This is a genomic window from Cellulosimicrobium sp. MI9406 (genome assembly GCF_040595865.1).
Taxonomy (GTDB): Bacteria; Actinomycetota; Actinomycetes; order Actinomycetales; family Cellulomonadaceae; genus Cellulosimicrobium; species Cellulosimicrobium funkei.
On the sequence record NZ_JALIZI010000004.1, the window covers coordinates 343,597 to 367,260 of the forward strand.

At 73.9% G+C, this 23,664-nt stretch carries 19 protein-coding genes; 11 read left to right on the plus strand and 8 right to left on the minus strand.

The window, feature by feature from the left end:
* Positions 1-19: 19 nt before the first annotated feature.
* On the minus strand, positions 20-1,363 hold the full coding sequence (locus MT994_RS09710) for an FUSC family protein (protein ID WP_354806043.1): 1,344 nt from the start codon (positions 1,361-1,363) through the stop codon (positions 20-22).
* A gap of 75 nt (positions 1,364-1,438) precedes the next feature.
* Here MT994_RS09710 and MT994_RS09715 point away from each other — a divergent pair, with 75 nt between their 5' ends.
* Positions 1,439-1,927 (plus strand): MarR family transcriptional regulator, encoded by a 489-nt coding sequence (locus MT994_RS09715; protein WP_354806044.1) that lies wholly within the window; start codon positions 1,439-1,441, stop codon positions 1,925-1,927.
* Between the two features lie 170 nt (positions 1,928-2,097).
* Positions 2,098-3,609 (plus strand): MFS transporter, encoded by a 1,512-nt coding sequence (locus tag MT994_RS09720; protein ID WP_354806045.1) that lies wholly within the window; start codon positions 2,098-2,100, stop codon positions 3,607-3,609.
* A gap of 108 nt (positions 3,610-3,717) precedes the next feature.
* On the opposite strand, the gene MT994_RS09725 is transcribed toward MT994_RS09720, so the two are convergent.
* On the minus strand, positions 3,718-5,163 hold the full coding sequence (locus MT994_RS09725; RefSeq protein ID WP_021482628.1) for a class II fumarate hydratase: 1,446 nt from the start codon (positions 5,161-5,163) through the stop codon (positions 3,718-3,720).
* 145 nt (positions 5,164-5,308) lie between these two features.
* Positions 5,309-5,986 (minus strand): carbonic anhydrase, encoded by a 678-nt coding sequence (locus tag MT994_RS09730; RefSeq protein WP_043659766.1) that lies wholly within the window; start codon positions 5,984-5,986, stop codon positions 5,309-5,311.
* A gap of 129 nt (positions 5,987-6,115) precedes the next feature.
* Here MT994_RS09730 and MT994_RS09735 point away from each other — a divergent pair, with 129 nt between their 5' ends.
* From MT994_RS09735 to MT994_RS09750, 4 genes are all read left to right on the plus strand, one after another.
* A complete protein-coding gene (locus MT994_RS09735; RefSeq protein WP_043659768.1) occupies positions 6,116-7,408 on the plus strand; it encodes an extracellular solute-binding protein in 1,293 nt (430 codons plus the stop codon).
* Positions 7,405-8,451 carry a sugar ABC transporter permease gene (locus MT994_RS09740; protein WP_354806047.1) on the plus strand — a complete coding sequence of 349 codons (1,047 nt, stop codon included), beginning with the start codon at positions 7,405-7,407 and terminating at the stop codon, positions 8,449-8,451. Before MT994_RS09735 ends, MT994_RS09740 begins: the two co-directional genes overlap by 4 nt.
* Positions 8,451-9,302: a carbohydrate ABC transporter permease gene (locus MT994_RS09745; RefSeq protein ID WP_086148808.1), complete on the plus strand. Its 852-nt coding sequence runs from the start codon at positions 8,451-8,453 to the stop codon at positions 9,300-9,302. The genes MT994_RS09740 and MT994_RS09745 overlap by 1 nt, the downstream gene beginning before the upstream one ends.
* A 91-nt stretch (positions 9,303-9,393) precedes the next feature.
* Entirely contained in the window at positions 9,394-10,647 is a 1,254-nt protein-coding gene (locus tag MT994_RS09750; protein ID WP_021482413.1) for an ABC transporter ATP-binding protein, read from the plus strand.
* A 132-nt stretch (positions 10,648-10,779) separates the two neighbouring features.
* Here MT994_RS09750 and MT994_RS09755 read toward each other — a convergent pair whose 3' ends face one another.
* From MT994_RS09755 to MT994_RS09770, 4 genes are all read right to left on the minus strand, one after another.
* A complete protein-coding gene (locus tag MT994_RS09755; RefSeq protein ID WP_354806048.1) occupies positions 10,780-11,739 on the minus strand; it encodes a carbohydrate kinase in 960 nt (319 codons plus the stop codon).
* On the minus strand, positions 11,736-12,011 hold the full coding sequence (locus MT994_RS09760; protein ID WP_034651437.1) for an exodeoxyribonuclease VII small subunit: 276 nt from the start codon (positions 12,009-12,011) through the stop codon (positions 11,736-11,738). The genes MT994_RS09755 and MT994_RS09760 overlap by 4 nt, the downstream gene beginning before the upstream one ends.
* A 76-nt stretch (positions 12,012-12,087) precedes the next feature.
* The gene (gene xseA, locus MT994_RS09765) at positions 12,088-13,398 is read right to left on the minus strand and encodes an exodeoxyribonuclease VII large subunit (protein ID WP_354806132.1); all 1,311 of its coding nucleotides are present in this window, start codon (positions 13,396-13,398) and stop codon (positions 12,088-12,090) included.
* 100 nt (positions 13,399-13,498) lie between these two features.
* A complete protein-coding gene (locus MT994_RS09770) occupies positions 13,499-14,905 on the minus strand; it encodes a polysaccharide deacetylase family protein (protein WP_354806049.1) in 1,407 nt (468 codons plus the stop codon).
* A 195-nt stretch (positions 14,906-15,100) separates the two neighbouring features.
* Between MT994_RS09770 and MT994_RS09775 the strand changes: the two genes are divergently transcribed.
* Positions 15,101-16,180 carry a 4-hydroxy-3-methylbut-2-enyl diphosphate reductase gene (locus MT994_RS09775; RefSeq protein WP_021483536.1) on the plus strand — a complete coding sequence of 360 codons (1,080 nt, stop codon included), beginning with the start codon at positions 15,101-15,103 and terminating at the stop codon, positions 16,178-16,180.
* A 45-nt stretch (positions 16,181-16,225) separates the two neighbouring features.
* On the opposite strand, the gene rmuC is transcribed toward MT994_RS09775, so the two are convergent.
* Positions 16,226-17,734, minus strand: coding sequence for a DNA recombination protein RmuC (rmuC, locus tag MT994_RS09780; protein ID WP_081600197.1), 1,509 nt, complete (start codon positions 17,732-17,734; stop codon positions 16,226-16,228).
* 119 nt (positions 17,735-17,853) lie between these two features.
* On the opposite strand from rmuC, the gene MT994_RS09785 reads away from it, so the two are divergent.
* The 4 genes from MT994_RS09785 to MT994_RS09800 all read left to right on the plus strand — a co-directional run bounded on the left by MT994_RS09785 (position 17,854) and on the right by MT994_RS09800 (position 23,620).
* The gene (locus MT994_RS09785) at positions 17,854-18,732 is read left to right on the plus strand and encodes an ABC transporter ATP-binding protein (RefSeq protein WP_081895765.1); all 879 of its coding nucleotides are present in this window, start codon (positions 17,854-17,856) and stop codon (positions 18,730-18,732) included.
* Entirely contained in the window at positions 18,714-20,300 is a 1,587-nt protein-coding gene (locus MT994_RS09790; protein WP_354806051.1) for a hypothetical protein, read from the plus strand. Before MT994_RS09785 ends, MT994_RS09790 begins: the two co-directional genes overlap by 19 nt.
* 51 nt (positions 20,301-20,351) lie before the next feature.
* On the plus strand, positions 20,352-21,437 hold the full coding sequence (ychF, locus tag MT994_RS09795) for a redox-regulated ATPase YchF (protein WP_021482415.1): 1,086 nt from the start codon (positions 20,352-20,354) through the stop codon (positions 21,435-21,437).
* A gap of 326 nt (positions 21,438-21,763) precedes the next feature.
* Positions 21,764-23,620, plus strand: a complete 1,857-nt coding sequence (locus tag MT994_RS09800) for an ABC transporter family substrate-binding protein (protein WP_354806053.1) — start codon at positions 21,764-21,766, stop codon at positions 23,618-23,620.
* The last annotated feature ends 44 nt before the right edge of the window (positions 23,621-23,664 follow it).

The following is a 23,664-nucleotide window of genomic DNA, read 5'->3' on the forward strand; positions in this document are numbered from 1 at the left end:
ACCTCGCGGTGCCAGGCCTCTACCTCGGCGGACCGGGGGTCTCGCTCGCGCGGAGGCGGGTCCGCGGGTGGACGAGGACCACCGCGAGGACGCCGACGACGGCGCCCAGGACCGTGTCGAGCGCGCGGTCGAGCGCGAGCGCCGACGGGTCGGCGGGGTGCGCGAGCGAGGTCATGAGCAGCGCCATGGGCGTGATGGTGAGCATCGCGAGCCCGTAGTGGCGCCCCACGATCGTCTCGGTGACGGTCTGGAGCACGACGACGACGGCGGCCGTCCCCCAGAACCCGAGCGGCGCGGCGAGGAGCGGCCAGGCGAGGAGCGCGCCCGCGACCGTGCCGGCCCCGCGCTGCAGCGCCCGCACGACGGCGTGGCGCGTCGACTCGCCCTGGAGCACCGCGGTCGAGCCCATGGTCGCCCACGCCGCGTGCCCGAGGCCGGCGACGGCGGCGACCGCACCGGCGACGAGCCCGGCCGCGCCGACGCGCACGGTCGGGAGCCGCCAGGGTCCTGCGACCCGGGACCGTGCCTGGGCGCGCAGGGTCGTGCGGACCGCCGGGCCGGTGCCATCGCGCGGCACGCCGCTCGCGTCGAGCGCCTCCTCGACGGCGACGAGCTCCGCGGCGAGCGCGGGGACGGCGGGCCGGGTCCGCCACCAGGACGCGTCGTCCGCGAGGACGTCGCGCGCCCGGGCGACGGCACCGCGGGCAGCATGCGCGGCGTTCTGCGGGGCCCCGGGTCGTTCGGCGGCGCGCACGGCGTCGGCGGCGCGGCGGACGGCGAGGCGCGCGGGCGCCGTCGGGCGGACGAGCACGCCGGCCGTGCACACGAGCCCCGCGAGGAGCGCGCCGAACGCGGCCGCGAGCGCGCGCGGGGCGACGTCGGCGAGCGTCGGTGCGCCCGCGAGGCCCGCGCCCGCGGCGAAGACGACGATCGTCGCGCCGGGCGGGCCCGTGCGGACGAGGAGGCAGAAGGCCGTGGCCCCGGCGGCGAGGAGCGCGACGGCGGCGGTCGTGACGAGCGCGGGCGTGCCCGCCGCGGCGAGGAGCGTGAAGGCCGCGATCGTGCCGGTCATGAGCGTGCCGACGGTCGCGAGGAGCGTGGCCCGACGCCGGTACGGGTCGTACCGGCCGTAGAGCGACGTGAGCGCGCCGAGCGACGCGAACGCCGCGAGGTCCGGGCGCCCGAGCAGGCCCGGGACGGCGATCGCGAGCGCGACCGCGGCGCCGCAACGCAGCGCGGCGGCGAGCGTCGCGTCGGCGGGGCTCACGCGCAGGGCGGCGCGGAGGTGGGCGGGGTCGAGGACGTCCTGGGCGGCGGCGCGCACGGGCGCGAGCGCCGGGCGGGCGGGGGAGGAGAGGGGCATCGACGGACCAGCCTAGCGGTGATTCCTTGGTGTTTCACCAGTGAAAGAGTGTGAGGCGCGCCCTATCCTGGATCCGTGGACTACGTCGACCGCGTGCGCGCGGAGTGGGCTGAGCAGCGGCCGGACCTCGACACCGCGACGCCGGCGGTCGGGGCGCGGCTGCGTCGCGTCGCGGCGCTGCTCGAGGCGGCGCTGGAGCGCTCCGCGGCACGGCACGACGTCTCGCGCGCGGAGTTCGACGTGCTCGCGGCGCTGCGCCGCGCCGGGCGGCCGCTGCGCGCGGGCGAGGTCACGACGATGACCGGCGCCCCCGGCGCGTCGATCACCAAGCGCCTCGACCGGCTCGAGCGCGCCGGTCTCGTCGAGCGCACCGTCGCCGAGCGCGACCGGCGCGGCGTCCTCGTCGCGCTCACCGACGCCGGGACGACGCTCGTCGACGAGGTCTTCCCGCAGCAGCTCGACCGGGAGCGCGCGGCGCTCGTCGACCTCGACGAGGCCGAGCGCGCCGAGCTCGCGCGCCTGCTCGCCGTCGTGCTGCGCCGCCTCGACCCCGTCGACTACTGAGAGCGTGGCGCGGTGACCGACGTCACCGCTCTCGGGCGCGGCGGGCGCCGCCGCCGTCGGGCTAAGGTGGTCCGTCTGTCCGACCCCGCGGTTGGAGCGGCCGGGTCTCGCCGAGCGTGACCGGTCCGGGCTGGAAACCCCACGATCCCCTCCCGCGCAGAAGGTCGCCCATGCCTGCACGTCTCTCCCCGCCCTCCACCGACGTCGCACCCGTCCACGCCGCCCCGACCGACCCCGCACCGGGGGCCGCTGCGAAGCGTGCGCCGTCTGCCCGTCGCTGGTGGGTGCTCGTCGTCCTCGCCCTCACCCAGCTCCTCGTGGTGCTCGACGGCACGATCGTGAGCATCGCCCTCCCGCAGGCCCAGGCGGAGCTCGGGCTCTCCGACGTGCAGCGCCAGTGGGTCGTCACCGCGTACGCCCTCGCGTTCGGCGCGCTCCTGCTGCTCGGCGGACGGATCGCCGACTATGCGGGGCGCAAGCGGACGTTCCTCGTCGGGATGGCCGGCTTCGGGGTCGCCTCGCTGCTCGCGGGCTTCGCGCGCGACGGCGGTGAGCTCGTCGCGGCGCGCGGCCTCCAGGGCGTCTTCGCGGCGCTGCTCGCCCCGGCGGCGCTCGCGCTGCTGACCGTCACCTTCCCCGCCGGCCGTGAGCGCAACACCGCGTTCGCCGTCTTCGGGTCGATCGCGGGTGTCGGCGCGGCCTTCGGCCTCGTCCTCGGCGGGCTCCTCACCGAGCTCGCCGACTGGCGCTGGTGCCTGTGGGTCAACGTGCCCGTCGTCGTCGTCGGTCTCGTCGCGGGCAGCCTCCTGCTGCGCGAGAGCCGCGCCGACGGCGACAACCGCTACGACGTCCTCGGTGCGGTGCTCGTCGTGCTCGGTCTCGGTGCTCTCGTCTACGGGCTGACCCTCGCCGAGCACAGCTGGACGGCGCCCGGCACGCTCGCCTGCCTCGCGGTAGGGGTCGCCCTGCTCGTCGCGTTCGTCGTCGTGGAGTCCCGCACGGCGCAGCCGCTGCTCCCGCTGCGGATCGTGCGGGACCGGGTCCGCGCCGGCGCGTTCCTGCTCCAGGCCGTGGTAGGCACGCTGATGATCGGGGCGCTGCTGTACCTGTCGTTCCACCTGCAGGTCGTCATGGGGCTGCCGCCCCTGCGGGCGGGGCTGGGCTCGGTGCCGATGACGCTCGTCATCCTCGTGCTCGCGCCGGTCGTCACGAAGCTCCTGCCCCGGATCGGGCCGCGGCCGCTCATGGTCGCCGGGCCCGTGGTCGCGGCCGTCGGCCTGCTGCTCCTGAGCCGCGTCACGGTCGACGGCTCGTACGCCGCCGAGATCCTCCCGTCGCAGGTCGTGCTCGGCGTGGGCCTCGCTCTCGTCCTCGTGCCGCTGCAGAACGTGGCGCTGGCCGGCGTCGCACCGCACGACGCCGGAGCGGCGAGCGCGACCGTCAACGCGGCGATGCAGGTGGGCGGCTCGGTCGGCCTGTCCGTCTTCACGACGGTCTACGCGAACGCCCTGCCCGCCGGCGGAGCGCCCACGACCGCCGATCTCGTGGACGGCTACTCCGCGGTCTTCGTCGCCGCCGCGGTCACCATGCTCCTGGGCGCGGTCCTCGCGTTCGTCCTGGTGCGCGGCCCGAAGGGGCGGCTGCTGCCCGCGGGCGACGGGGTCGCCGTCCACCTCGGCTGAACGCCCGCCCGGCCGCGGACCACGGGCGGGCGGCGGTGGAACGACGAAAGCCGGGCGGAGCGGGTCGTCCCGCTCCGCCCGGCCTCCGTGGACCCGGGTCGCGGACGCTCAGGCCTGCGGCGGGCGCGTCATCGACAGGACGTCGAGCGCCTCGTCGAGCTGCGCCTCGGTGACCTCGCCGCGCTCGACGAAGCCCAGGTCGATCACGGCCTGGCGGACCGTGAGGCCCTCCTTGACGGAGTGCTTCGCGACCTTCGCCGCCGCCTCGTAGCCGATGACGCGGTTGAGCGGCGTGACGATCGACGGCGACGACTCGGCCAGCGCGAGGGCGCGCTCGACGTTCGCCGTGATGCCCGCGACGGTCTTGTCCGCGAGGACGCGCGACGCGTTCGCGAGGAGGCGGATCGACTCGAGGACGCCCTGCGCGATCACGGGGATCTGCACGTTGAGCTCGAACGAGCCCGACGCGCCGGCCCACGCGACGGTCGCGTCGTTGCCGATCACGCGCGCGGCGACCATGAGCACGGCCTCGGGCACGACGGGGTTGACCTTGCCGGGCATGATCGAGCTGCCCGGCTGCAGGTCCGGGATGAAGATCTCGCCGAGGCCCGTGTTCGGGCCCGAGCCCATCCAGCGCAGGTCGTTGCAGATCTTGGTGAGCGAGACGGCGATCGTGCGCAGCGCGCCCGAGAGCTCGACGAGGCCGTCGCGCGAGGACTGCGCCTCGAAGTGGTCGCGAGCCTCCGTGAGGGGCAGGCCCGTGTCCTCGACCAGCAGCGCGATGACGCGCTGGGGGAACCCGGCGGGCGTGTTGATGCCGGTGCCGACGGCGGTGCCGCCGAGCGGGACCTCCGCGGCGCGGGGGAGCGCCGACTCCAGGCGCTCGACGCCGTAGCGGATCGCGGCGGCGTACCCGCCGAACTCCTGACCGAGCGTCACGGGCGTGGCGTCCATGAGGTGCGTGCGGCCCGACTTGACGACCGTGGCGAACTCGGCGGACTTCGCCTCGAGGGCGTCGGCGAGGTGGCCCAGCGCGGGCACCAGGTCGCGCACGACCCCCGCCGTCGCGGCGACGTGCACCGACGTGGGGAACACGTCGTTCGACGACTGCGACGCGTTGACGTGGTCGTTCGGGTGCACGTCGCGTCCGAGCGAGCGCGTCGCGAGCGTCGCGAGGACCTCGTTCGTGTTCATGTTCGACGACGTCCCGGACCCCGTCTGGTAGACGTCCACCGGGAAGTGTGCGTCGTGCGCGCCCGACGCGACCTCGTCGGCCGCGGCGACGATGGCGGCGGCGACGTCCTCGTCGAGCACGCCGAGCTCCGCGTTCGCGCGGGCCGCGGCCTTCTTCACGCGGGCGAGCGCCTCGATGTGGCCGCGCTCGAGCGGGGTGCCCGAGATGGGGAAGTTCTCCACCGCGCGCTGCGTCTGCGCGCGGTAGAGGGCCTGCGCGGGGACGCGCACCTCGCCCATGGTGTCGTGCTCGATGCGGTACTCGGTCGTCGGTGCGGCCGCGCCGGCGGCGGCGCCGGGAGCCTCGGGAGATGCAGTCATGGGGCCATCCTGCCGCACCGCGCGCCGGCCCCCGCAACCCGCGTGAGCGAGGTCACGCGGGCTGCGGGGAGGGTCGCGCGCGGGTCGGCGGGCGCCGCCCGGGGACGACCGCGCCGGGACCGCCGGGCCAGCCCCGGCCGTGGGGTCAGGCGTCGGCGCGGGGCTGCTCGCCGACGTCGCCCACGACGTCGACCAGGTGCGCGCGCCCCTCGGCGAAGTCGTACTCGACGCCGACGATCGCGCAGCGGCCCTCGGCGACGGCCGCGGCGAGGCCGGCCGAGTAGGAGTGCAGCATGTCGACCGTGTTGCGCACGTGCTCGCGGCGCAGCACGGCGGGGTCGAGGTTCTCCAGCGTGCCGTTCCCGGCGCCGGTGATCTTCGCCACGGAGGGGATGACGCGGTCGACGACGGCCCGGACGAACCCGTTCGCCTGCGCGCCCGTCCGCAGGGTCTCGACCGCCGCGCCCACGGCGCCGCACGAGTCGTGCCCGAGCACCACGACGAGCGGCGCGGACAGCACCTCGACGCCGTACTCGATCGAGCCGAGCACCGTGGTGTCCACCACGTGCCCCGCCGTGCGGACGACGAACATGTCGCCCAGGCCCTGGTCGAAGATGATCTCCGCCGCGACGCGGGAGTCGGAGCAGCCGAACAGGACCGTGTGCGGGTGCTGCGCGGCCGACGTCTCGCGTCGTCGGTCCGCGCCCTGCGACGGGTGCAGCGGGGCGTCGGCGACGAAGCGGTCGTTCCCGGTCCGCAGCGTCGCCCACGCCTCGGCGGGGGTGAGCGAACGGACCGGCTGTGCGGGGGCGGGAGAGGTCATGGCTCCCATCATCGCGCAGGTCGGGGCGTGCCCCGCGTGCCCGTTCGCATGGCGGGCCGCGCCGGGGGGCGGTATCCATGGAGGGTGACACCCCCGGTACTCGGGGAAGCGCGACCGAGGGGAGCTGACGTGCGCCGACGCACCCGAGCGCTCGCCGTCCTGGTCGCCGCGGGGCTCGTGGCGCCGCTCGCCGCGTGCGGCCCGGGCGACGACGGGACGCCGGAGCTCACGTGGTACATCAACCCGGACAACGGGGGCCAGGCCGACATCGCGGCGGCCTGCACCGAGGCCGCCGGGGGCGCGTACCGCATCACGACCGAGCTGCTGCCGCGCGACGCCGCGTCGCAGCGCGAGCAGCTCGCCCGCCGCCTCGCGGCGAAGGACTCGTCGATCGACATCATGAGCCTCGACCCGGTGTTCATCGCGGAGTTCGCCGAGGCGGACTTCCTGGCTCCCGTGCCCGACGACGTCGCGCAGGCGACGACGCAGGACGTGGTGCAGGGCGCGATCGACGCCTCGACGTGGAAGGACGAGCTGGTCGCCATCCCGTTCTGGGCGAACACGCAGCTCCTCTGGTACCGCAAGTCCGTGGCCGAGGCCGCCGGGCTCGACATGTCGCAGCCCGTCACGTGGGAGCAGATCATGCAGGCGGCCCAGGACCAGGACAAGCTCCTGGCCGTCCAGGGCGCCAAGGCCGAGTCGCTCACGGTGTGGATCAATGCGCTCGTCGAGGGCGCGGGCGGCCACATCATCGACAACCCCGAGGCCCCGGCCGACGAGGTGAAGCTCGGTCTCGACACGGACGCGGGCAAGGCGGCCGCGGAGATCATCGGCGGCATCGGCACCTCGGGCGTCGGCGGGCCGGGCCTGCCGAGCGAGGACGAGCCGGCGTCGCTCACCAAGTTCCAGGGGGACCGCGGGTCGTTCATGGTGAACTGGCCGTTCGTCTGGTCGTCCACCCAGAGCGCCGTCGAGGCCGGGTCGCTCGACCAGGCGCTCCTCGACGACATCGGCTGGGCGCTGTACCCGCGCACGACGGAGGGCGAGGACGCCCGGCCGCCCTACGGCGGCATCTCGCTCGGCATCGGCGCGTTCGGCAAGCACACCGACCTCGCGTACGAGGCGGCCCAGTGCATCGTGAGCCCCGAGAACCAGGCCGAGTACTTCGTCACCAACGGCAACCCGGCCGCGAGCATCAAGGCCTACGACGACCCCGACGTCCAGAAGGCGTTCCCCATGTACGACGTCATCCGCGACTCGCTCGACCAGGCGGCGCCGAGGCCCCAGACGCCGTTCTACAACGAGGTCTCCACGGGCCTCCAGCAGACGTGGTACCCGCCCGCGTCGGTCGACCCCGACACGACGCCGCAGGAGTCCACCGAGTTCATCACCGCCGTCCTGCGAGGGGAGCGACTCCTGTGAACGCCGGACCCCCGACCGAGCCCGCACCTCGCGGCCGGCACGCCACCACGCCGTCGACGGCGGCCGACGACGCCCCGCCGCGCGGCGGGGCCGCTCCCCGGTCGGGGTCGCGCGGCGCGCCGGACGCCGCCGCCAATGCCGCGCGCAGCGACCGCTCGCGGGCCGAGGCCCGCCTCGGCTGGTACCTCGCCGGACCGGCGTTCGTCGTCATGCTCGCCGTGACGCTGTACCCGATCCTCCAGGCCGTCTACGACTCGCTCTTCAACTACAAGCTCACCGCGCCGGACGACCGGTCGTTCGTCGGGCTCAACAACTACGTCGTGATCCTCACGGACTCCGTGTGGTGGCGGGACCTCGGGGTCACGCTCTTCATCACGGTCGTCACGGTCGTCATCGAGCTGATCCTCGGCTTCGCCCTCGCGCTCGTCATGCACCGCGCGATCAAGCGCCTGCGCGGGCTCCTGCGCACCGCGATCCTCGTGCCCTACGGCATCATCACGGTCGTCTCGGCGTTCGCGTGGTTCTACGCGTTCGACATCACGTCCGGGTACGTCAACCACTGGTTCGACTGGGTGCCGGGCGTCGGGCCCGACCTCAACTGGTTCGCGCAGCAGGGCACGAGCCTGTTCGTCATCATCGCGTCCGAGGTCTGGAAGACGACGCCGTTCATCTCGCTCCTGCTCCTCGCCGGCCTCGCGCAGGTGCCGGGCGACCTGGAGGAGGCCGCGAAGGTCGACGGCGCGACCGCGTGGCAGCGGTTCACCCGCGTCATCGTGCCGAACATGAAGGCCGCGATCATGGTGGCCGTCCTGTTCCGCGCGCTCGACGCGTTCCGCATCTTCGACAACGTCTTCATCATGACGAACGGCGCGAACGGCACCGAGGTGCTGTCGCTGCTGGCCTACCGCACGTCGATCGGCCAGCTCCAGATCGGCATGGGCTCGGCGATCTCCGTGCTGCTGTTCCTGTGCGTCGTACTCATCTGCTTCATCGCGATCAAGCTCTTCAAGGTGGATCTCGCCGGCGCGAGGGGGGAGAAGTGATGGGCAGCGTCCTCAGCACCAAGGCCAAGATCTGGTGGGCCGTCATCACGGTCGTCGTGCTCGTCGGGGCGCTGTTCCCCGTGCTCTCGATCTTCATGACGAGCTTCAAGGGGCCCAGCGACATCAACTCCGGGACGTTCCTGCCGCCGCAGTGGAGCACCGCCAACTACGAGCAGATCCTCGCGTCCGGCGGCTCCGCGCAGGAGCTGTTCCTGTCCGCGCTGCGCAACTCGATCGGCATCTCGCTCATCGCGACGGTCATCGCCGTCGTGCTCGCCACGCTGTGCGCCTACGCGATCGCGCGCCTGAACTTCCCGGGCAAGCGCCTCATCCTCACCACGGCGCTCGGCGTCTCGATCTTCCCCGTCGTGTCGATCGTCACGCCGCTGTTCAACCTCTGGCGCAACATCGGCCTCTACGACACCTGGCTCGGCCTGATCATCCCGTACCTGTCGCTCACCCTCCCGATCTCCATCTGGACGCTCGCGGCGTTCTTCCGCCAGATCCCGTGGGAGCTCGAGCAGGCCGCCCAGGTCGACGGCGCGACGCCGTGGCAGGCGTTCCGCAAGGCGATCGTCCCGCTCGCCGCGCCGGGCGTGTTCACCACCGCGCTCATCGCGTTCTTCATCGCGTGGAACGACTTCGTCTACGGCATCTCGCTCACGTCGACGAGCGCGGCCCGACCGGTCCCGGCGGCGCTCGCGTTCTTCACCGGGGCGTCGTACTTCGAGGAGCCGACGGGCGCGATCTCCGCGGCCGCGGTCGTCGTGACCATCCCCGTGGTCATCCTCGTCGTGCTGTTCCAGCGCCAGATCGTCTCGGGCCTGACCCAGGGGGCGGTGAAGGGATGAGCACCGCGTCCCCGGCCCGCCCCGTCCACCACCGCACGCCCTCCCGGTCCGCCGGGCACCGTGCCGCACGCCGAACCCGAGGAGAGAGCTGATGGCGTCGATCACCCTCAAGGACATCGTCAAGCGCTACGGCGACGGCTTCCTCGCCGTGGACAACGTCAACCTCGACATCGCGGACGGCGAGTTCGTCATCCTCGTCGGGCCGTCCGGCTCCGGGAAGTCGACCGTCCTGCGCATGATCGTCGGGCTCGAGGACATCACGGCGGGCGAGCTCGAGATCGACGGCGTGCGCGTCAACGAGAAGGCGCCGCGCGAGCGCGACCTCGCGATGGTGTTCCAGAACTACGCGCTCTACCCGCACCTCACGGTCGCGGAGAACATCGCGTTCCCGCTGCGCCTCGCGAAGGGCAAGCACAGCGAGGAGGAGATCCGGGAGAAGGTCGAGCGCGCGGCCGACATGCTCGACCTGCGCGAGCACCTCGACCGCAAGCCGGCGAACCTCTCGGGCGGTCAGCGGCAGCGCGTCGCGATGGGTCGGGCGATCGTGCGCGACGCGAAGGCGTTCCTCTTCGACGAGCCGCTGTCGAACCTCGACGCCAAGCTGCGCGGGCAGACCCGCACCGAGATCGCGCGCCTGCAGCGCCGGCTCGGCACGACGACCGTCTACGTCACCCACGACCAGACCGAGGCCATGACGCTCGGCGACCGCGTCGCCGTCCTGCGCCGCGGCGTGCTCCAGCAGGTCGCGAGCCCGCGCGGCCTCTACGAGCAGCCGGTCAACCTGTTCGTCGCGGGCTTCATCGGCACGCCGCCCATGAACTTCCTGCCCGGCGAGGTCTCGGGCGGGAAGATCACGCTGCCGTTCGGCGAGTTCGACATGCCGGAGAGCATCGCGACGGCCGTCGGCGACCGGGGCCTGGTGATCGTCGGCCTGCGGCCCGAGCACTTCGAAGACGCGCGGCTCGTCGACCCGGCGAAGAAGGACCGGGGCCACACGTTCGAGGCGCAGATCGACGTCACCGAGTGGCTCGGTGCGGAGCTCTACGCCTACGTCCCGTTCGAGATGCACGAGTCCGTGAAGGGGCAGCTCGACGAGCTGGACCGCGAGCTCGACGGCGAGGGCGTGCGCACGCAGTTCGTCGTGGCGCTCGACTCGGCGTCGCGCGCGCGGGACGGCGACGTGACGGACCTGTGGTTCGACCCGACGAAGATGATGATCTTCGACCCGGAGACGAGCGAGAACCTCACGCGCGACACCGCGGAGGCCGAGCGCATCGAGCAGGAGAACGTCGAGGACCGCAAGCGCTCGCTGGAGCGGGCGCAGAAGCAGGACGCGCAGGTCTGACGCAGGTCTCGGCCGCCCGGGTTCGTGCCCGGGCGGCCGAGGCGTGCCCAGCCTCGTGGCCGCCTCGTGCCCAGGCTTGTGGCCGCGCTCGTGGGCGGGCTCGCGGGCACGGCCTCGGAGCGGTGACCGGGCTCAGGCGGGGGCTAGCTCCGCGCGTCGCGGCGGGTTGGCCCCGGCGCGCGAGACGGTGACGGCGGCGACCGCGACGCAGCGGCGCAGCACGTCGCCGAGCACGGTGGCGTCGATCGCGCGCAGCGCCTCGCGCCGGTCCGCGCCGAGCAGGCCGACCTCCCACAGCCCGTCCAGGAGCGCGCCCATGAACGAGTCGCCCGCGCCGACGGTGTCGACGACCTCGACGCGCGGGGCCGTGACGCGCTGCTCGCCCGCCGCGGTGACGGCGACCGCGCCCTCGCCGCCGAACGTCACGACGACGAGCGCCGGGCCGAGCGCGAGCCACTCGTGCGCGACCGCGACCGGGTCCTTGCCCGGCGCGAGCCACGCCACGTCCTCGTCGCTCACCTTGACCACGTCGGCGAGCGCGACGAGCGCCTCGATGCGGGTGCGCGCGTCGGCGGGGTCGCCCATGAGGGCGGGCCGGGCGTTCGGGTCGTAGGTGATCGTCGCGGTGTCGCGCGCTGCAGCCACGAGCGCGCGGACGTCGGACGCGCCGGGCTCCAGCACGGCGGCGATGGAGCCCGTGTGCACGGCGAGCGTGCCGGCGTCGGGAGCCGTGCCCGCGGGGACGCGCCACTCCAGGTCGAACTCGTACGTGGCCGCCCCGTGCGCGTCGAGGTGCGCGGTGGCGACGCTCGTCGTGGGGGCGTCGGTGCTGCCGGGCGTGAGGGTCACGGCGGAGTCGTCGAGCCACGCCCGCACCGCCTCGCCGTGCGCGTCGTTCCCGAGCCACGTGGCGAGCCGGGCGTCCCGCCCGAGGCGGCCGAGCGTGAGCGCGACGTTCGCGAGGCTGCCCCCGGGGTGCTCCGCGACGCTGCCGTCCGCGCGGTGCACGACGTCGACGAGCGCCTCGCCGACGACGAGGACGTGCCCGGTGGGCGCGGCGGCGGGCTGGGCGGGGTCCGTGCTCGTGCTCATGCGTCGTCTCCGGTCGGGTCGTCGGGGTCGGTCGTGCCGCGTGCCGTCGCGTCGTCCTGCGAGCGTGCCGCGTCGAGGCGGGCGCGCGCGCCGTCGAGCCACTCCTGGCAGCGCGCGGCGAGCGCCTCGCCGCGCTCCCAGAGCGCGAGCGAGTCCTCGAGGGGCTCGCCCCCGGCCTCCAGCCGGGCGACGACCTGCACGAGCTCGTCGCGCGCCTGCTCGTAGGAGAGCGTCGACACGTCGGACGTGACAGCGTTGTCAAAGGAAGTCACGGCAGTATTCAACCCCATCTGTGCGTCGTGGCCCGACCGGTCGTCGGGCGGGCGGTCCAGAACCGGCGCGGGCGCGTCACGACGCCTCCCGGCCGGGAGCGGGTCCGTCGTCGTGCGTGCCGGTGACCGCCGCGTCCAGCGCGCCGCGCGCGAGACGCACGCGCACCGCGTCGCCCGTCGCGACGTCGCCCGGGGAGCGGACCACGTGCCCGTCGGCCCGCTGCACGACGGCGTACCCCCGCTCGAGCGTCGAGGCCGGAGACAGGGCCCGCACCTGGGCCTCGAGCCGGCCGACCTCGCCCGCCGCGCGCACGAGCCGCGCGTCGAGCGCCCGGCGTGCCCGGTCCCGCAGCGCCCCGACCCGCTCCTGCCGGTCGGTGAGCATCCGCCCGGGGTCGGCGAGCACGGGCCGGGACCGCAGCGCGTCGAGCCCTGCCTGCTCGCGGGACACGCGCCCCGCGATCGCGCTGCGCAGGCGCTGACGGCTCTGCGCGACGCGGGCGCGCTCCTCCGTCACGTCAGGCACCACGCGCTTGGCCGCCGCCGTCGGGGTCGAGGCGCGGTAGTCCGCGACCAGGTCGAGCAGCGGGCAGTCGGTCTCGTGGCCGATCGCGCTCACGAGCGGCGTGCGGCACGCCGCCGCGACGCGCACCAGCGCCTCGTTCGAGAAGGGCAGGAGGTCCTCGACGGCGCCCCCGCCGCGCGCGACGACGATGACCTCCACCTCCGGGTCGGCGTCGAGCGCGCGGATCGCGTCGCCCACCTGCTGCACCGCGTGCGCGCCCTGGACGGCCACCTCGCGGATCTCGAACCGGACCTGGGGCCAGCGGGCGCGCGCGTTGACCACGACGTCGTGCTCCGCCTTGGACTCGCGCCCGCACACGAGCCCGACGACGGTCGGGAGGAACGGCAGCGGCCGCTTGCGGTCGGCGTCGAACAGGCCCTCCGCCGCGAGCACGCGCTTGAGGTGCTCGATCCGCGCGAGCAGCTCGCCCACGCCGACGGGACGGATCTCGCGCGCCTGGAGCTGGAGCGTGCCGCGCCGCGTCCAGAACACCGGCTTCGCGTGCACGACGACGTGCGCGCCCTCCTCCACCGGTGTGCCCTGGAGCACGCGGGACGCGGCCGACACCGGGAGCGACATGTCGAGGTCCGTGTCGCGCAGCGTGAGGAACGCCGTCGACGTGCCCGGGCGCCGGTTGAGCTGGACGATCTGGCCCTCGACCCAGACCGGCGCCATCCGCTCGACGTACTGCTCGATCTTGCGCGACAGGAGCCGGACCGGCCACGGGTGCTCCGCGCTCGTCTCGAGCGCGCGCGCCGGCAGGGGGCCGCGGGCCGCGGGACCGGCGGGCGCGGCACCCGGATGCGGGGCGTCGTCGGGCAGCGGGAGGGAGGCGGTCACGGGACCAGCCTGCCGCACCCCACCCACGCCCATCCAACGCGCCGCGGTACCGAGCGCGCCGACCGGCGCGCCGGCCGAGCGCTCAGGGCGCGAGCAGGTCGACGGTGACGAGCCGGTAGCCCTGCGCGCGCAGGTCGTCGACGATCCCGGGCACGGCGTCGACGGTCGAGGCGTGGATGTCGTGCATGAGCACCACGCTGCCCGGTCGCGCGCCCTCCACCGCGCGGCGACGCGTCTCCGCGGCGTCGCGCGTCTTCCAGTCGAGCGTGTCGAGGTTCCACAGCACCACCTGGAGACCGGAGCGGAGCGCGACCGACCGCACGCGGTCGTCGACGTCCCCGTACGGGGGCCGCAGGAGCGTCGGGGTGACCCCCGCGGCGCTCTCGATCGCGGCCTGGGTGCGCGCGAGCTCGTCGCGGACGGCGTCGTCGTCGAGCGTCGTGAGCTGCGGGTGGTCCCAGGTATGGTTCGCGAGCAGGTGGCCGGCGGCCGCCGTGTCGCGCACGACGTCGGGCCGCTTCTCGACGTTGCTCCCGACGAGGAAGAACGTGGCCGAGACGTGCTTCTCCGCGAGCACCTGCAGGAGCCGCTCGGTGTCGGGCCCGGGCCCGTCGTCGAACGTGAGCGCCACGCACCGCTCGACCGCGCAGTCCACGCCCGTCGCTCGCGCCTGGTCGCGCCGCTGGGCGAGCTGGAGCGCCAGCCGGTCCGACCAGACGGCCTCCGTCGCCGCGAGCACCGCGTCGCGCAGCGCCACGGTCTCGGCCACCGGGGCGCCGCCCGGGCCGGCGTCCAGCGTCGTCGTCGCCTGCGTGAGCAGCCCGTCGAGCGTCGTGCGCGTGCCCTCGTCCGTGACGAGGCCGGCCGACTCCGTGAGGACGGGCCGGCCCTCGGTCGCCGCCGCCTCGAGACCGTCGTACGCCCACTGCCGCTGCGCGGTCGCGACGGGCTCCGCCGCCTCGACGACGGCGGTGGCGGCCTCGTCCAGGGCGTCCGCCGTGGGCTCGGAGCCGGTCACGACCTCGACGTGGACGGCGGGGCGCGAGCCCGGGTGCAGCGGGTTCGGGCGGGACAGGGCGTCCACGGTGCGGTCCTCCTCCGGGTAGGTCACCGGGGTCGTGCGGAGCGCGGTGGCCTCCTGGAGCGCCGCGGCCAGGGGCTCGCGGACCGCCGGGTCGTCCACCTGGCCCTCGCTCGCGGCGAGCAGCGCCGCGCCCGCGACCTCCGCCGCGGTCGTCGGGACGAGCCGCGTGGGGTATGCCGCCTCGGCCTGCGCGCGCCCGTCCGTCGCGTCCTGCGTCACGCGCGCGACCTCGGCGTCGTAGCGCTCGACGGCGGCGACCCACGCGCGGTGCTCCAGCGTCCCGACGACCACGACCGCCGCCGTGACGACGACGAGCAGCAGCGGGACGAGCCACCACCACACGCGGCGGCGCCGTCGGGGCGCGTCGGGCACGGGTGACGTCGTGCCGCCCGGGTCGTCGCTCATGCCCTCGATCTTGGGGGGCGGCGGGACGGACGTCGACCCGGCGCGCCCGGCGGACGGGTGAGACCCGCGTGCATCACGCCGCGCGCGGAGGGTCTGTGTGCGCCTCGCGCGCGGGACGTGACGACGTCGGGCCAGGGCCGTGGGTGAGCGGGCTCACCGGGGTCGGGCGACCGCCGCTCGCCTAGACTCGGGAGCGTGAGCGTCCTCCCCGCCGGCTCGTCCGCGTCCCCGACCGACCGCCCCGTCGCGACCCCTGCCGTCGACGGGACCCGCAAGCGCGTCCTGCTGGCGGCACCGCGCGGCTACTGCGCGGGCGTCGACCGCGCCGTCGTCGCGGTCGAGAAGGCGCTCGAGCACTACGGCGCGCCGGTCTACGTGCGCAAGGAGATCGTGCACAACAAGTACGTCGTCGAGACGCTCAGCGAGCGCGGCGCGATCTTCGTCGACGAGACCGACGAGGTGCCCGAGGGTGCGCGCGTCGTGTTCTCCGCCCACGGCGTGTCACCCGCCGTGAAGGCGGCCGCAGCTGCGCGCAACCTCGACACGATCGACGCCACGTGCCCGCTCGTGACGAAGGTGCACAAGGAGGCCGTGCGCTTCGCGAAGGACGACTACGACATCCTGCTCATCGGCCACACGGGCCACGAGGAGGTCGAGGGCACCGCGGGGGAGGCCCCCGACCACGTGCAGGTCGTCGACTCGCCCGACCACGTGGACGACGTCGTGGTCCGCGACCCGGACAAGGTCGTGTGGATCTCCCAGACGACGCTCTCCGTCGACGAGACGATGGAGACGGTCCGCAGGCTGCGGGAGAAGTTCCCGACCCTCCAGGACCCGCCGAGCGACGACATCTGCTACGCGACGCAGAACCGCCAGGTCGCGGTGAAGAAGCTCGCTCCCGACGCGGACGTGGTCATCGTCGTCGGCTCGGCGAACTCGTCCAACTCCGTGCGCCTCGTCGAGGTCGCGCTCCAGGCGGGGGCCGGGGCGTCGTACCGCGTCGACCACGCGAAGGAGATCGACCCGGCCTGGCTCGACGGCGCGACGACCGTGGGCGTGACCTCGGGCGCGTCCGTGCCGGAGATCCTCGTGGACGACGTGCTCGCCTACCTCGCGGAGCGCGGGTTCGGCGCGGTCGAGGAGGTCCGCACGGCGACGGAGGACCTCATGTTCTCGCTGCCGCGCGAGCTGCGCGCCGACCTCAAGGGCTCGACGGCCGACGGCGGGCGCCCCACCCGCGGCGGCCGCACCTCGCTCTCCGTCCAGCCCGTCTGACGCCCGCGCCGGAGCCCTCCGCGGCCGTCGGCCCCGGGGGAGCGGTCAGGCGCTCGCCCCGCCGGCCGACGGCTCCCGCCGGGGCTCGTCGCGGTCGTCCGGGCGCTCGTCGATCGCGACCACGGACTCGTTGACGGACGCGAGCAGCTCGGGTGCGCTCACCGCGCTGAGCTGCGGGTTCACCGTCGGGGGCGTCGTCAGCTCGTCGTCGACGACGTGCAGGTCCGCGAACCGGCGCGCGCTGACGAGCACGCGCGTCTCGAGCGAGCCGACCGTCCGGTTGTAGGAGTCCGCGGCGCTCTGGAGCTGGCGCCCGAGCTTCGCCAGGTGCGACCCCATGACCGCGAGCCGCCCGTGGAGCTCCTTGCCGAGCGTGAGGACCTGCTGCGCGTTCGTGGCCAGGGCGTCCTGCCGCCACGCGTACGCGATCGTCCGCAGCATCGCGACCATCGTCATGGGCGTCGCGATGACGACGTTCTTCGACACCGCGTGCTCGAGGAGCGACGGGTCCTGCTCGACGGCGGCCGAGAGGAACGACTCCGCCGGGACGAACATGACGACGAACTCCGGTGCCGGGCCGAACTGGTCCCAGTAGCGCTTGGCGCCGAGGTCGTCGACGTGCTTGCGCATGTGGCGGGCGTGGGCGGCCAGGCGGTCCGCGCGCACGGCCGGGTCGGTGGCGCCCTGCGCGTCGAGGTAGCCGAGGAACGCGACCTTCGCGTCGACCACGACCTGCTTGCCGCCCGCGAGGCGGACGACCATGTCCGGACGCAGCGCGCCGTCGTCGGTCGCGACCTGGTCCTGCTCGACGAAGTCGACGTGGGGGAGCATGCCCGCCGCCTCGACGACGCGCCGGAGCTGGAGCTCGCCCCACGCGCCCCGCACCTGCGACGAGCGCAGGGCCGTCACGAGCTGCGACGTCTCGGCGCGCAGCAGCTCGGAGGCGTCGCGCACCCCGCGCACCTGCTCCGCGAGGCTCCCGTGCGCGGCGAGGCGGGCCCGCTCGGCCTCGGCGACCTCCGCGCGCACCTTCTCCAGCGCCCCGGCGAGCGGCTCGACCAGGTGGCGCACGGCCTCCTCGCGGCGCGCGAGCTCGGCCGCCCCCTGCTCCTGGCTGCGCCGCATGCGCTCCTCCGCCTGCACGAGGAACTGCTCCGTGCCCGCGGCGAGCACCTTGCGCGAGAGCGCCTCGAACTGGGCCTCGAGCCGTCGGTGGTCGCCCTGGATCTCCGCGACGCGGCGCTCGGCCGCGGCCCGCAGCTCCGCGAGCTGCTGCTCGTGGGTGGCCCGGGCGAGGTCGAGCCGCTCGTCCGCGCTGCGCTGGGCCGCGCCGAGCTGGCGCGCGAAGCCCTCGCGCTCCGCCTCGAGCCGTTCGGCGAGGCCCGCGCCGCGCGCCGCGTCCTGCTGCGCCTGGCCCAGGAGCTGGGTGAGACGGCGGACCTCCGCGCCCGCGGCGTCGGGCGAGGCGCGCCGCACCGCGAGCACGAGCGCGGCGCCGACCACCAGCCCCAGCACGAGTCCGACGGCGAAGAGCAACCATCCCGAGGAGTCCATGGCCGCACCCTCCCACGGGGCACCGACAGCACCGTCGGTCGGCGCGCGGGCGGGCGCCGTCGCGCAGGTCGTGACAAAAGGCACCGCCCCGCGGCCCGGGGCTCGGCTACCTTGGCGCCATGGTCGATCCCCACCCCGCCCCACCTGTCGCGCCCGCCGGCGCGCCCGTCCCCGGCAGCGTGCCGGGCGTCGCGCCCGACCCCCGGCCCACGGCTCCGCCGGGACAGCCCGCGCCCCCGGACCCCACCGCCGCGCTGTCCCTGCGCGCCCTGTGGAAGCGCTTCGGGGAGAAGATCGCGGTCGCCGGCATCGACCTCGACGTGCCGGCAGGCTCGTTCTACGGGCTCGTGGGCCCCAACGGCGCCGGCAAGACGACGACGCTCTCCATGGCGACGGGCCTCCTGCGGCCCGACGCCGGCTCCGCGCACGTCCACGGGACGGACCTGTGGGCCGACCCGGTCGCGGGCAAGCGCCAGCTCGGCGTCCTGCCCGACGGCGTCCGCCTCTTCGACCGCCTCACCGGAGCCCAGCTCGTGACCTACGCGGGCCTGCTGCGCGGCATGGACCGCGACACGGTGGCGGAGCGCACCACGGAGCTGCTCGCGGCCCTCGACCTCGCGAAGGACGCCAACACGTTCGTCGTCGACTACTCCGCGGGCATGACGAAGAAGATCGCGCTCGCGACCGCGCTCATCCACGCGCCGCGCACGCTCGTGCTCGACGAGCCGTTCGAGGCCGTCGACCCGGTCTCCGCGGCCAACATCCGCGACATCCTCGCCGGCTACGTCGCCAGCGGCGGGACGGTCGTGGTGTCGTCGCACGTCATGGACCTCGTCCAGCGCATGTGCGACCACGTGGCGGTCGTCGCGGGCGGGCACGTGCTCGCCGCGGGCACCGTGGACGCGGTGCGCGGCGACCAGAGCCTGGAGGACCGGTTCGTCGAGCTCGTGGGCGGTCGGCAGAGCACGGAGGGCCTCGCGTGGTTGCGCAGTTCGTAAGGCTCAAGCTCACGCTCATGGGGAACGCGTTCCGCCGGAGCGTGTGGCAGACCATCGGCTTCGTCGTGGGCGTCCTCTACGGGCTGTTCGTCGTCGGGATGCTCGTCGTCGGGATGGTCGTCCTCGGCACCGAGGACGCCGCGCTCGCCGGGTCGATCACGATCCTCGCCGGGGCGCTCGCCGTCCTCGGGTGGTGGGTGATCCCGCTCTTCGCGTTCGGTGTGGACGCGACCCTCGACCCGCAGCGCTTCGTGCTGTTCGGCATCCCGCAGCGTCGGCTGCTCGCCGGCCTCGCCGTCGCGGGCGTCGTCTCGATCCCGGGCATCGTCACAGCCCTCGCGGCGCTCGGCGCGTCGTTCGCGTGGTGGCGCACGCCCCTCGCGGTCCTCGCCGCGCTCGTGGGCGCCGTCGTCGCGGTCGCGCTGTGCGTCGTCGGCTCGCGCGCGACGACGACGGCGCTCGCGCCCCTGCTCGAGTCGCGGCGCTACCGCGAGGTCGTGACGATCGCCGCGTTCGTGCCGCTCGTCCTCATCGGGCCCGCGTTCGCGTGGCTGGGGTCCCAGCTGGGCGGGGGCCCGGTCGACGGCGACGCGGTGCGCGGCATGGTGACGCGCCTCGCTGACGTCGTGGCCTGGACGCCGTTCGGCGCGCCGTGGGGCCTCGGCGCCGCGGTGCACGACGGCGCGTGGGGCCTCGCGCTCGCGCGGCTCGTCGTGGCGCTGGCGACCCTCGCGGTCGCGTGGGTCGTGTGGGACAAGGCGCTCGCCCGCGCCCTCGTCACGCCGCCCACCTCCGGCGGGGGCGGCCGCGCCAAGGGCCTCGGCTTCTTCTCGCGCTTCCCGGCGACGCCCACGGGCGCCGTCGCCGCGCGCACCGCCACCTACTGGCTGCGCGACCCGCGCTACTCCGGGTCGATCGCGGTCGTGCCGCTCATCCCCGTCGTGCTGCTCGTCGTCGGCGGCGGCACCGGCTCGGAGATCTTCCTCGCGCTCGCGCCCTTCACGGCGTGGATCCTCGGCTTCTCCATCTCGGCAGACATCGCCTACGACCACACCGCGTTCGCGCTCCACGTGTCGTCGGGCGTCCCGGGGCGGGCGGACCGCTGGGGCCGGGCGCTCCCGGTGCTCGTCGCCGGCGGGGCCGTGACCCTCCTCTTCGCGCTGGTCTCCGTCGCGGTGGCCGGGCGCTGGGACGCGCTGCCCGCGCTGCTCGGTCTCACCGCGGGCACGCTGCTCACCTCGACGGGCATCTCGAGCGCGACGTCGGCGCGCCTGCTCTACCCGGTGCCCAAGCCGGGCGACAGCCCGTTCAAGCAGCCGCAGGGCGCCGCGATGGCCACCCTCGCCGCCCAGACGGTCGCGATGCTCCTCGTCCTGGCGCTGTCGCTCCCGTTCCTCGTCCCGGGTGTCATCGCGATCGTCGCCGACCTGCCCGTCCTCGGGTGGGTCACCCTCGCGGTCGGCGTGGTCGTGGGTGCCGTGGTGCTCGTGCTCGGCGTGCGGTGGGGTGCCCGCACGTACGACCGCCGGGCGCCCGAGCTGCTCCAGCGCGTGCTGTCGTACGCCTGACGCGCGGGCCGGGACCGCGCGCTGCGGTCCCGGCCCGTAGACTCGGCCGACGTGGCACTCACTATCGGCATCGTCGGCCTGCCCAACGTCGGCAAGTCCACCCTCTTCAACGCCCTGACGCGCAACCAGGTACTCGCCGCGAACTACCCGTTCGCGACGATCGACCCGAACGTCGGCGTCGTGTCCCTCCCGGACCCGCGCCTCGACAAGCTCGCCGAGATCTTCGGCAGCCAGCGCGTCCTGCCCGCCACGGTGTCGTTCGTCGACATCGCGGGCATCGTCAAGGGTGCGAGCGAGGGGGAGGGGCTCGGCAACAAGTTCCTCGCGAACATCCGCGAGGCCGACGCCATCTGCCAGGTGACGCGCGCGTTCTCCGACCCGGACGTCGTCCGCGTCGAGGGTTCGACGGACGCCGAGGGCGACATCGAGACGATCAGCACCGAGCTGATCCTCGCCGACCTCCAGACGCTCGAGAAGACGGTCCCGCGCCTCGAGAAGGAGGTCCGGATCAAGAAGGGCGACGCCGCCCTCCTCGACGCGGCCCAGAAGGCGCAGGCGGTCCTCGAGGCCGGCACGACCCTCTTCCAGGGCGCGGCCGCCGCGGGCCTCGAGCTCGCGGACGTCGCGAGCCTGCAGCTCCTCACGGCGAAGCCGTTCATCTACGTCTTCAACACCGACGACGCGGGCCTCGCCGACGAGGACCTCCAGGCGCGGCTGCGCGCGCTCGTCGCACCCGCCCAGGCGATCTTCCTCGACGCGAAGTTCGAGTCCGAGCTCGTCGAGCTCGAGCCCGACGAGGCGAAGGAGATGCTCGCGGAGTCGGGGCAGGCGGAGGCAGGCCTCGACCAGCTCGCGCGCGTCGGGTTCGACACGCTCGGCCTGCAGACGTACCTCACCGCCGGGCCCAAGGAGGCGCGCGCGTGGACCATCCACAAGGGGTGGACTGCTCCCCAGGCGGCCGGGGTCATCCACACCGACTTCGAGCGCGGCTTCATCAAGGCGGAGGTCGTCTCGTTCGAGGACCTCGTCGAGACCGGCTCCGTCGCCGCGGCGCGCGCCGCGGGCAAGGCGCGCGTGGAGGGCAAGGACTACGTCATGGCCGACGGCGACGTGGTGGAGTTCCGCTTCAACGTCTGAGACGCAGGTCACAGCCCTGGACGCCCGCCGCATCGTGAGACGCGGCGGGCGTCCGTGCGTCCGGGGCCGGAGGTTTCGCGCATGTTTCCCGGCCGTCGCGGCCCGGAAACGCGCCCGTACCGGCCAGTATCAACTCGGTAACGATCACCTGCCGCAACCGGGCAAGGGGGAGATCCTTCGCAACTTGCTGGGTAGCGTGGGCCCAAACCGTGGTGGGCATGCCCGTCCACGCGCGCCGGCCGCAGGGCGAGCGTGCGACGGACGGGGCGGCCGAGGGGCGATCGACGTCCGCTCGTCCGCGCCCACCATCCCTTGGAGGAGGAACATTGAAGATCAGGCGCACGAGTGCCGCCCTGGCCGTGACGGTCACGGGGGCGCTGCTGTTCTCGGCGTGCAGCGGCACGTCGGGTGAGGGCGAGACCGACGGCAGCGACGACGCGGGCATCAACACCGCGACCGCCGTCACCGTCGCGTGGGAGGCCCCGCTCAACGAGCTCAACCTGAGCTCCCAGAACGGCAACGCGACGCAGAACGCCGTCATCAACTACATGCTCAACTCGGGCTTCAGCTACTACGACGCCGACCTGAACATCGTCAAGGACGAGTCGTTCGGCACGTACGAGAAGCTCTCGGACGACCCGCTGACGGTGAAGTACACGTTCGGCGACGACACCAAGTGGTCGGACGGCACGCCGGTCGACGCGACGGAGATCCTGCTGGACTGGGCCGGTCAGTCCGGCAAGTTCAACACGGTCGAGGCCCAGACGGACGAAGAGGGCAACGTCACGAACCAGGCCGAGGTGGACGCCGGTGTCTACTTCGACGGCTCGGACCCGGGCGTCGCGCTCATCTCGCAGAACCCCGAGATCTCGGACGACAACAAGTCGATCACCGTCGTGTACGACAAGCCGTTCGGTGACTGGGAGCTCAGCTGGACGAACGAGTTCGTCCCGGCGCACGTCGTGGGCCAGAAGGCGCTCGAGATCGAGGACCCGGAGGAGGCCAAGGCCGCCGTCCGCGACGCGATCCTCAACAACGACACCGCGGCGCTGGCGAAGATCTCGAAGTTCTGGAACGAGGGCTTCGAGTTCACCTCGCTCCCCGAGGACCCCTCGCTCTACGTCTCCAACGGCGCATACACGCTCGAGGAGTACAAGGAGAACCAGTACCTCACGCTCAAGGCGAACCCGGACTTCAAGGGCAAGAACAAGGGCTCGGTCGAGACCATCACGGTCCGGTACATCGACGACCCGATGGCTCAGGTCCAGGCGCTCGAGAACGGTGAGGTCGACCTGATCGGCCCGCAGGCCTCCGCGGACGTCCGCACGGCGCTCGAGGGCCTCGACGGCGTCGAGACGCACTCGGGCATCGAGGGCACGTACGAGCACGTCGACCTGGTCTTCCAGAACGGCGGTCCGTTCGACGCCAACTCCTACGGTGGCGACGCCGAGAAGGCCAAGGCCGTGCGCCAGGCGTTCCTGCTGACGATCCCGCGCCAGACGATCGTCGACAACCTCATCAAGCCGCTGAACCCGGACGCCGAGGTGCGCAACTCGAACATCCTGCTCCCGGGCTCGCCGAACTACGACCAGATGGTCGCCGAGAACGGCTCGGACTTCTACCCGCCGGCCGGTGACATCGAGAAGGCGAAGCAGCTGCTCGCCGACGCCGGGGTCGCCACCCCGGTCCAGGTGCGCTTCGCGTACAACAACGAGAACACGCGTCGCGTGAACGAGCTCGCGCTCATCACCGACACGGCGGCGCAGGCCGGCTTCGAGATCGTCGACACGGGCCGCCCGGCCGCCGAGTGGGGCACGCTCCTCGCCACCGGCCAGGACCAGTACGACGCGTCGCTGTTCGGCTGGCAGTCGACCTCGACCGCGGTCACCGAGTCGGACGCGAACTTCCGTTGGGCACCGAACCCGGGCGTCAACAACTACGGCAAGTACAACAACCCCGCCGTGGACGCCGCGCTCGACAAGCTCCAGGTCTCGACCGACCCGGAGGAGCAGTTCCAGCTCCAGCTCGAGGTCGAGAAGAACCTCTGGGCCGATGGCTTCGGCGTGACGATCTTCCAGTTCCCCGCCATCCAGGGCTGGGACGAGAACCTGAAGGGCGTCGAGTCGATCACGATCAGCCCGACGATCTTCCACGGGTTCTGGAACTGGACGTTCGAGGGCTGAGTGCCCTGAGTCCCTGACGCGCCCTGCCGCCGCCCCGTGCGGTG

Bases quoted from the DNA above. Each gene is read 5' to 3' on its own strand.
- MT994_RS09785 (WP_081895765.1), top strand. From the start codon at position 17,854: ATGGTCGATCCCCACCCCGCCCCACCTGTCGCGCCCGCCGGCGCGCCC.
- MT994_RS09755 (WP_354806048.1), bottom strand. From the start codon at position 11,739: ATGAGCACGAGCACGGACCCCGCCCAGCCCGCCGCCGCGCCCACCGGG.
- MT994_RS09750 (WP_021482413.1), top strand. From the start codon at position 9,394: ATGGCGTCGATCACCCTCAAGGACATCGTCAAGCGCTACGGCGACGGC.
- MT994_RS09720 (WP_354806045.1), top strand. From the start codon at position 2,098: ATGCCTGCACGTCTCTCCCCGCCCTCCACCGACGTCGCACCCGTCCAC.
- MT994_RS09730 (WP_043659766.1), bottom strand. From the start codon at position 5,986: ATGACCTCTCCCGCCCCCGCACAGCCGGTCCGTTCGCTCACCCCCGCC.
- rmuC (WP_081600197.1), bottom strand. From the start codon at position 17,734: ATGGACTCCTCGGGATGGTTGCTCTTCGCCGTCGGACTCGTGCTGGGG.
- MT994_RS09745 (WP_086148808.1), top strand. From the start codon at position 8,451: ATGGGCAGCGTCCTCAGCACCAAGGCCAAGATCTGGTGGGCCGTCATC.
- MT994_RS09710 (WP_354806043.1), bottom strand. From the start codon at position 1,363: ATGCCCCTCTCCTCCCCCGCCCGCCCGGCGCTCGCGCCCGTGCGCGCC.
- MT994_RS09725 (WP_021482628.1), bottom strand. From the start codon at position 5,163: ATGACTGCATCTCCCGAGGCTCCCGGCGCCGCCGCCGGCGCGGCCGCA.
- MT994_RS09770 (WP_354806049.1), bottom strand. From the start codon at position 14,905: ATGAGCGACGACCCGGGCGGCACGACGTCACCCGTGCCCGACGCGCCC.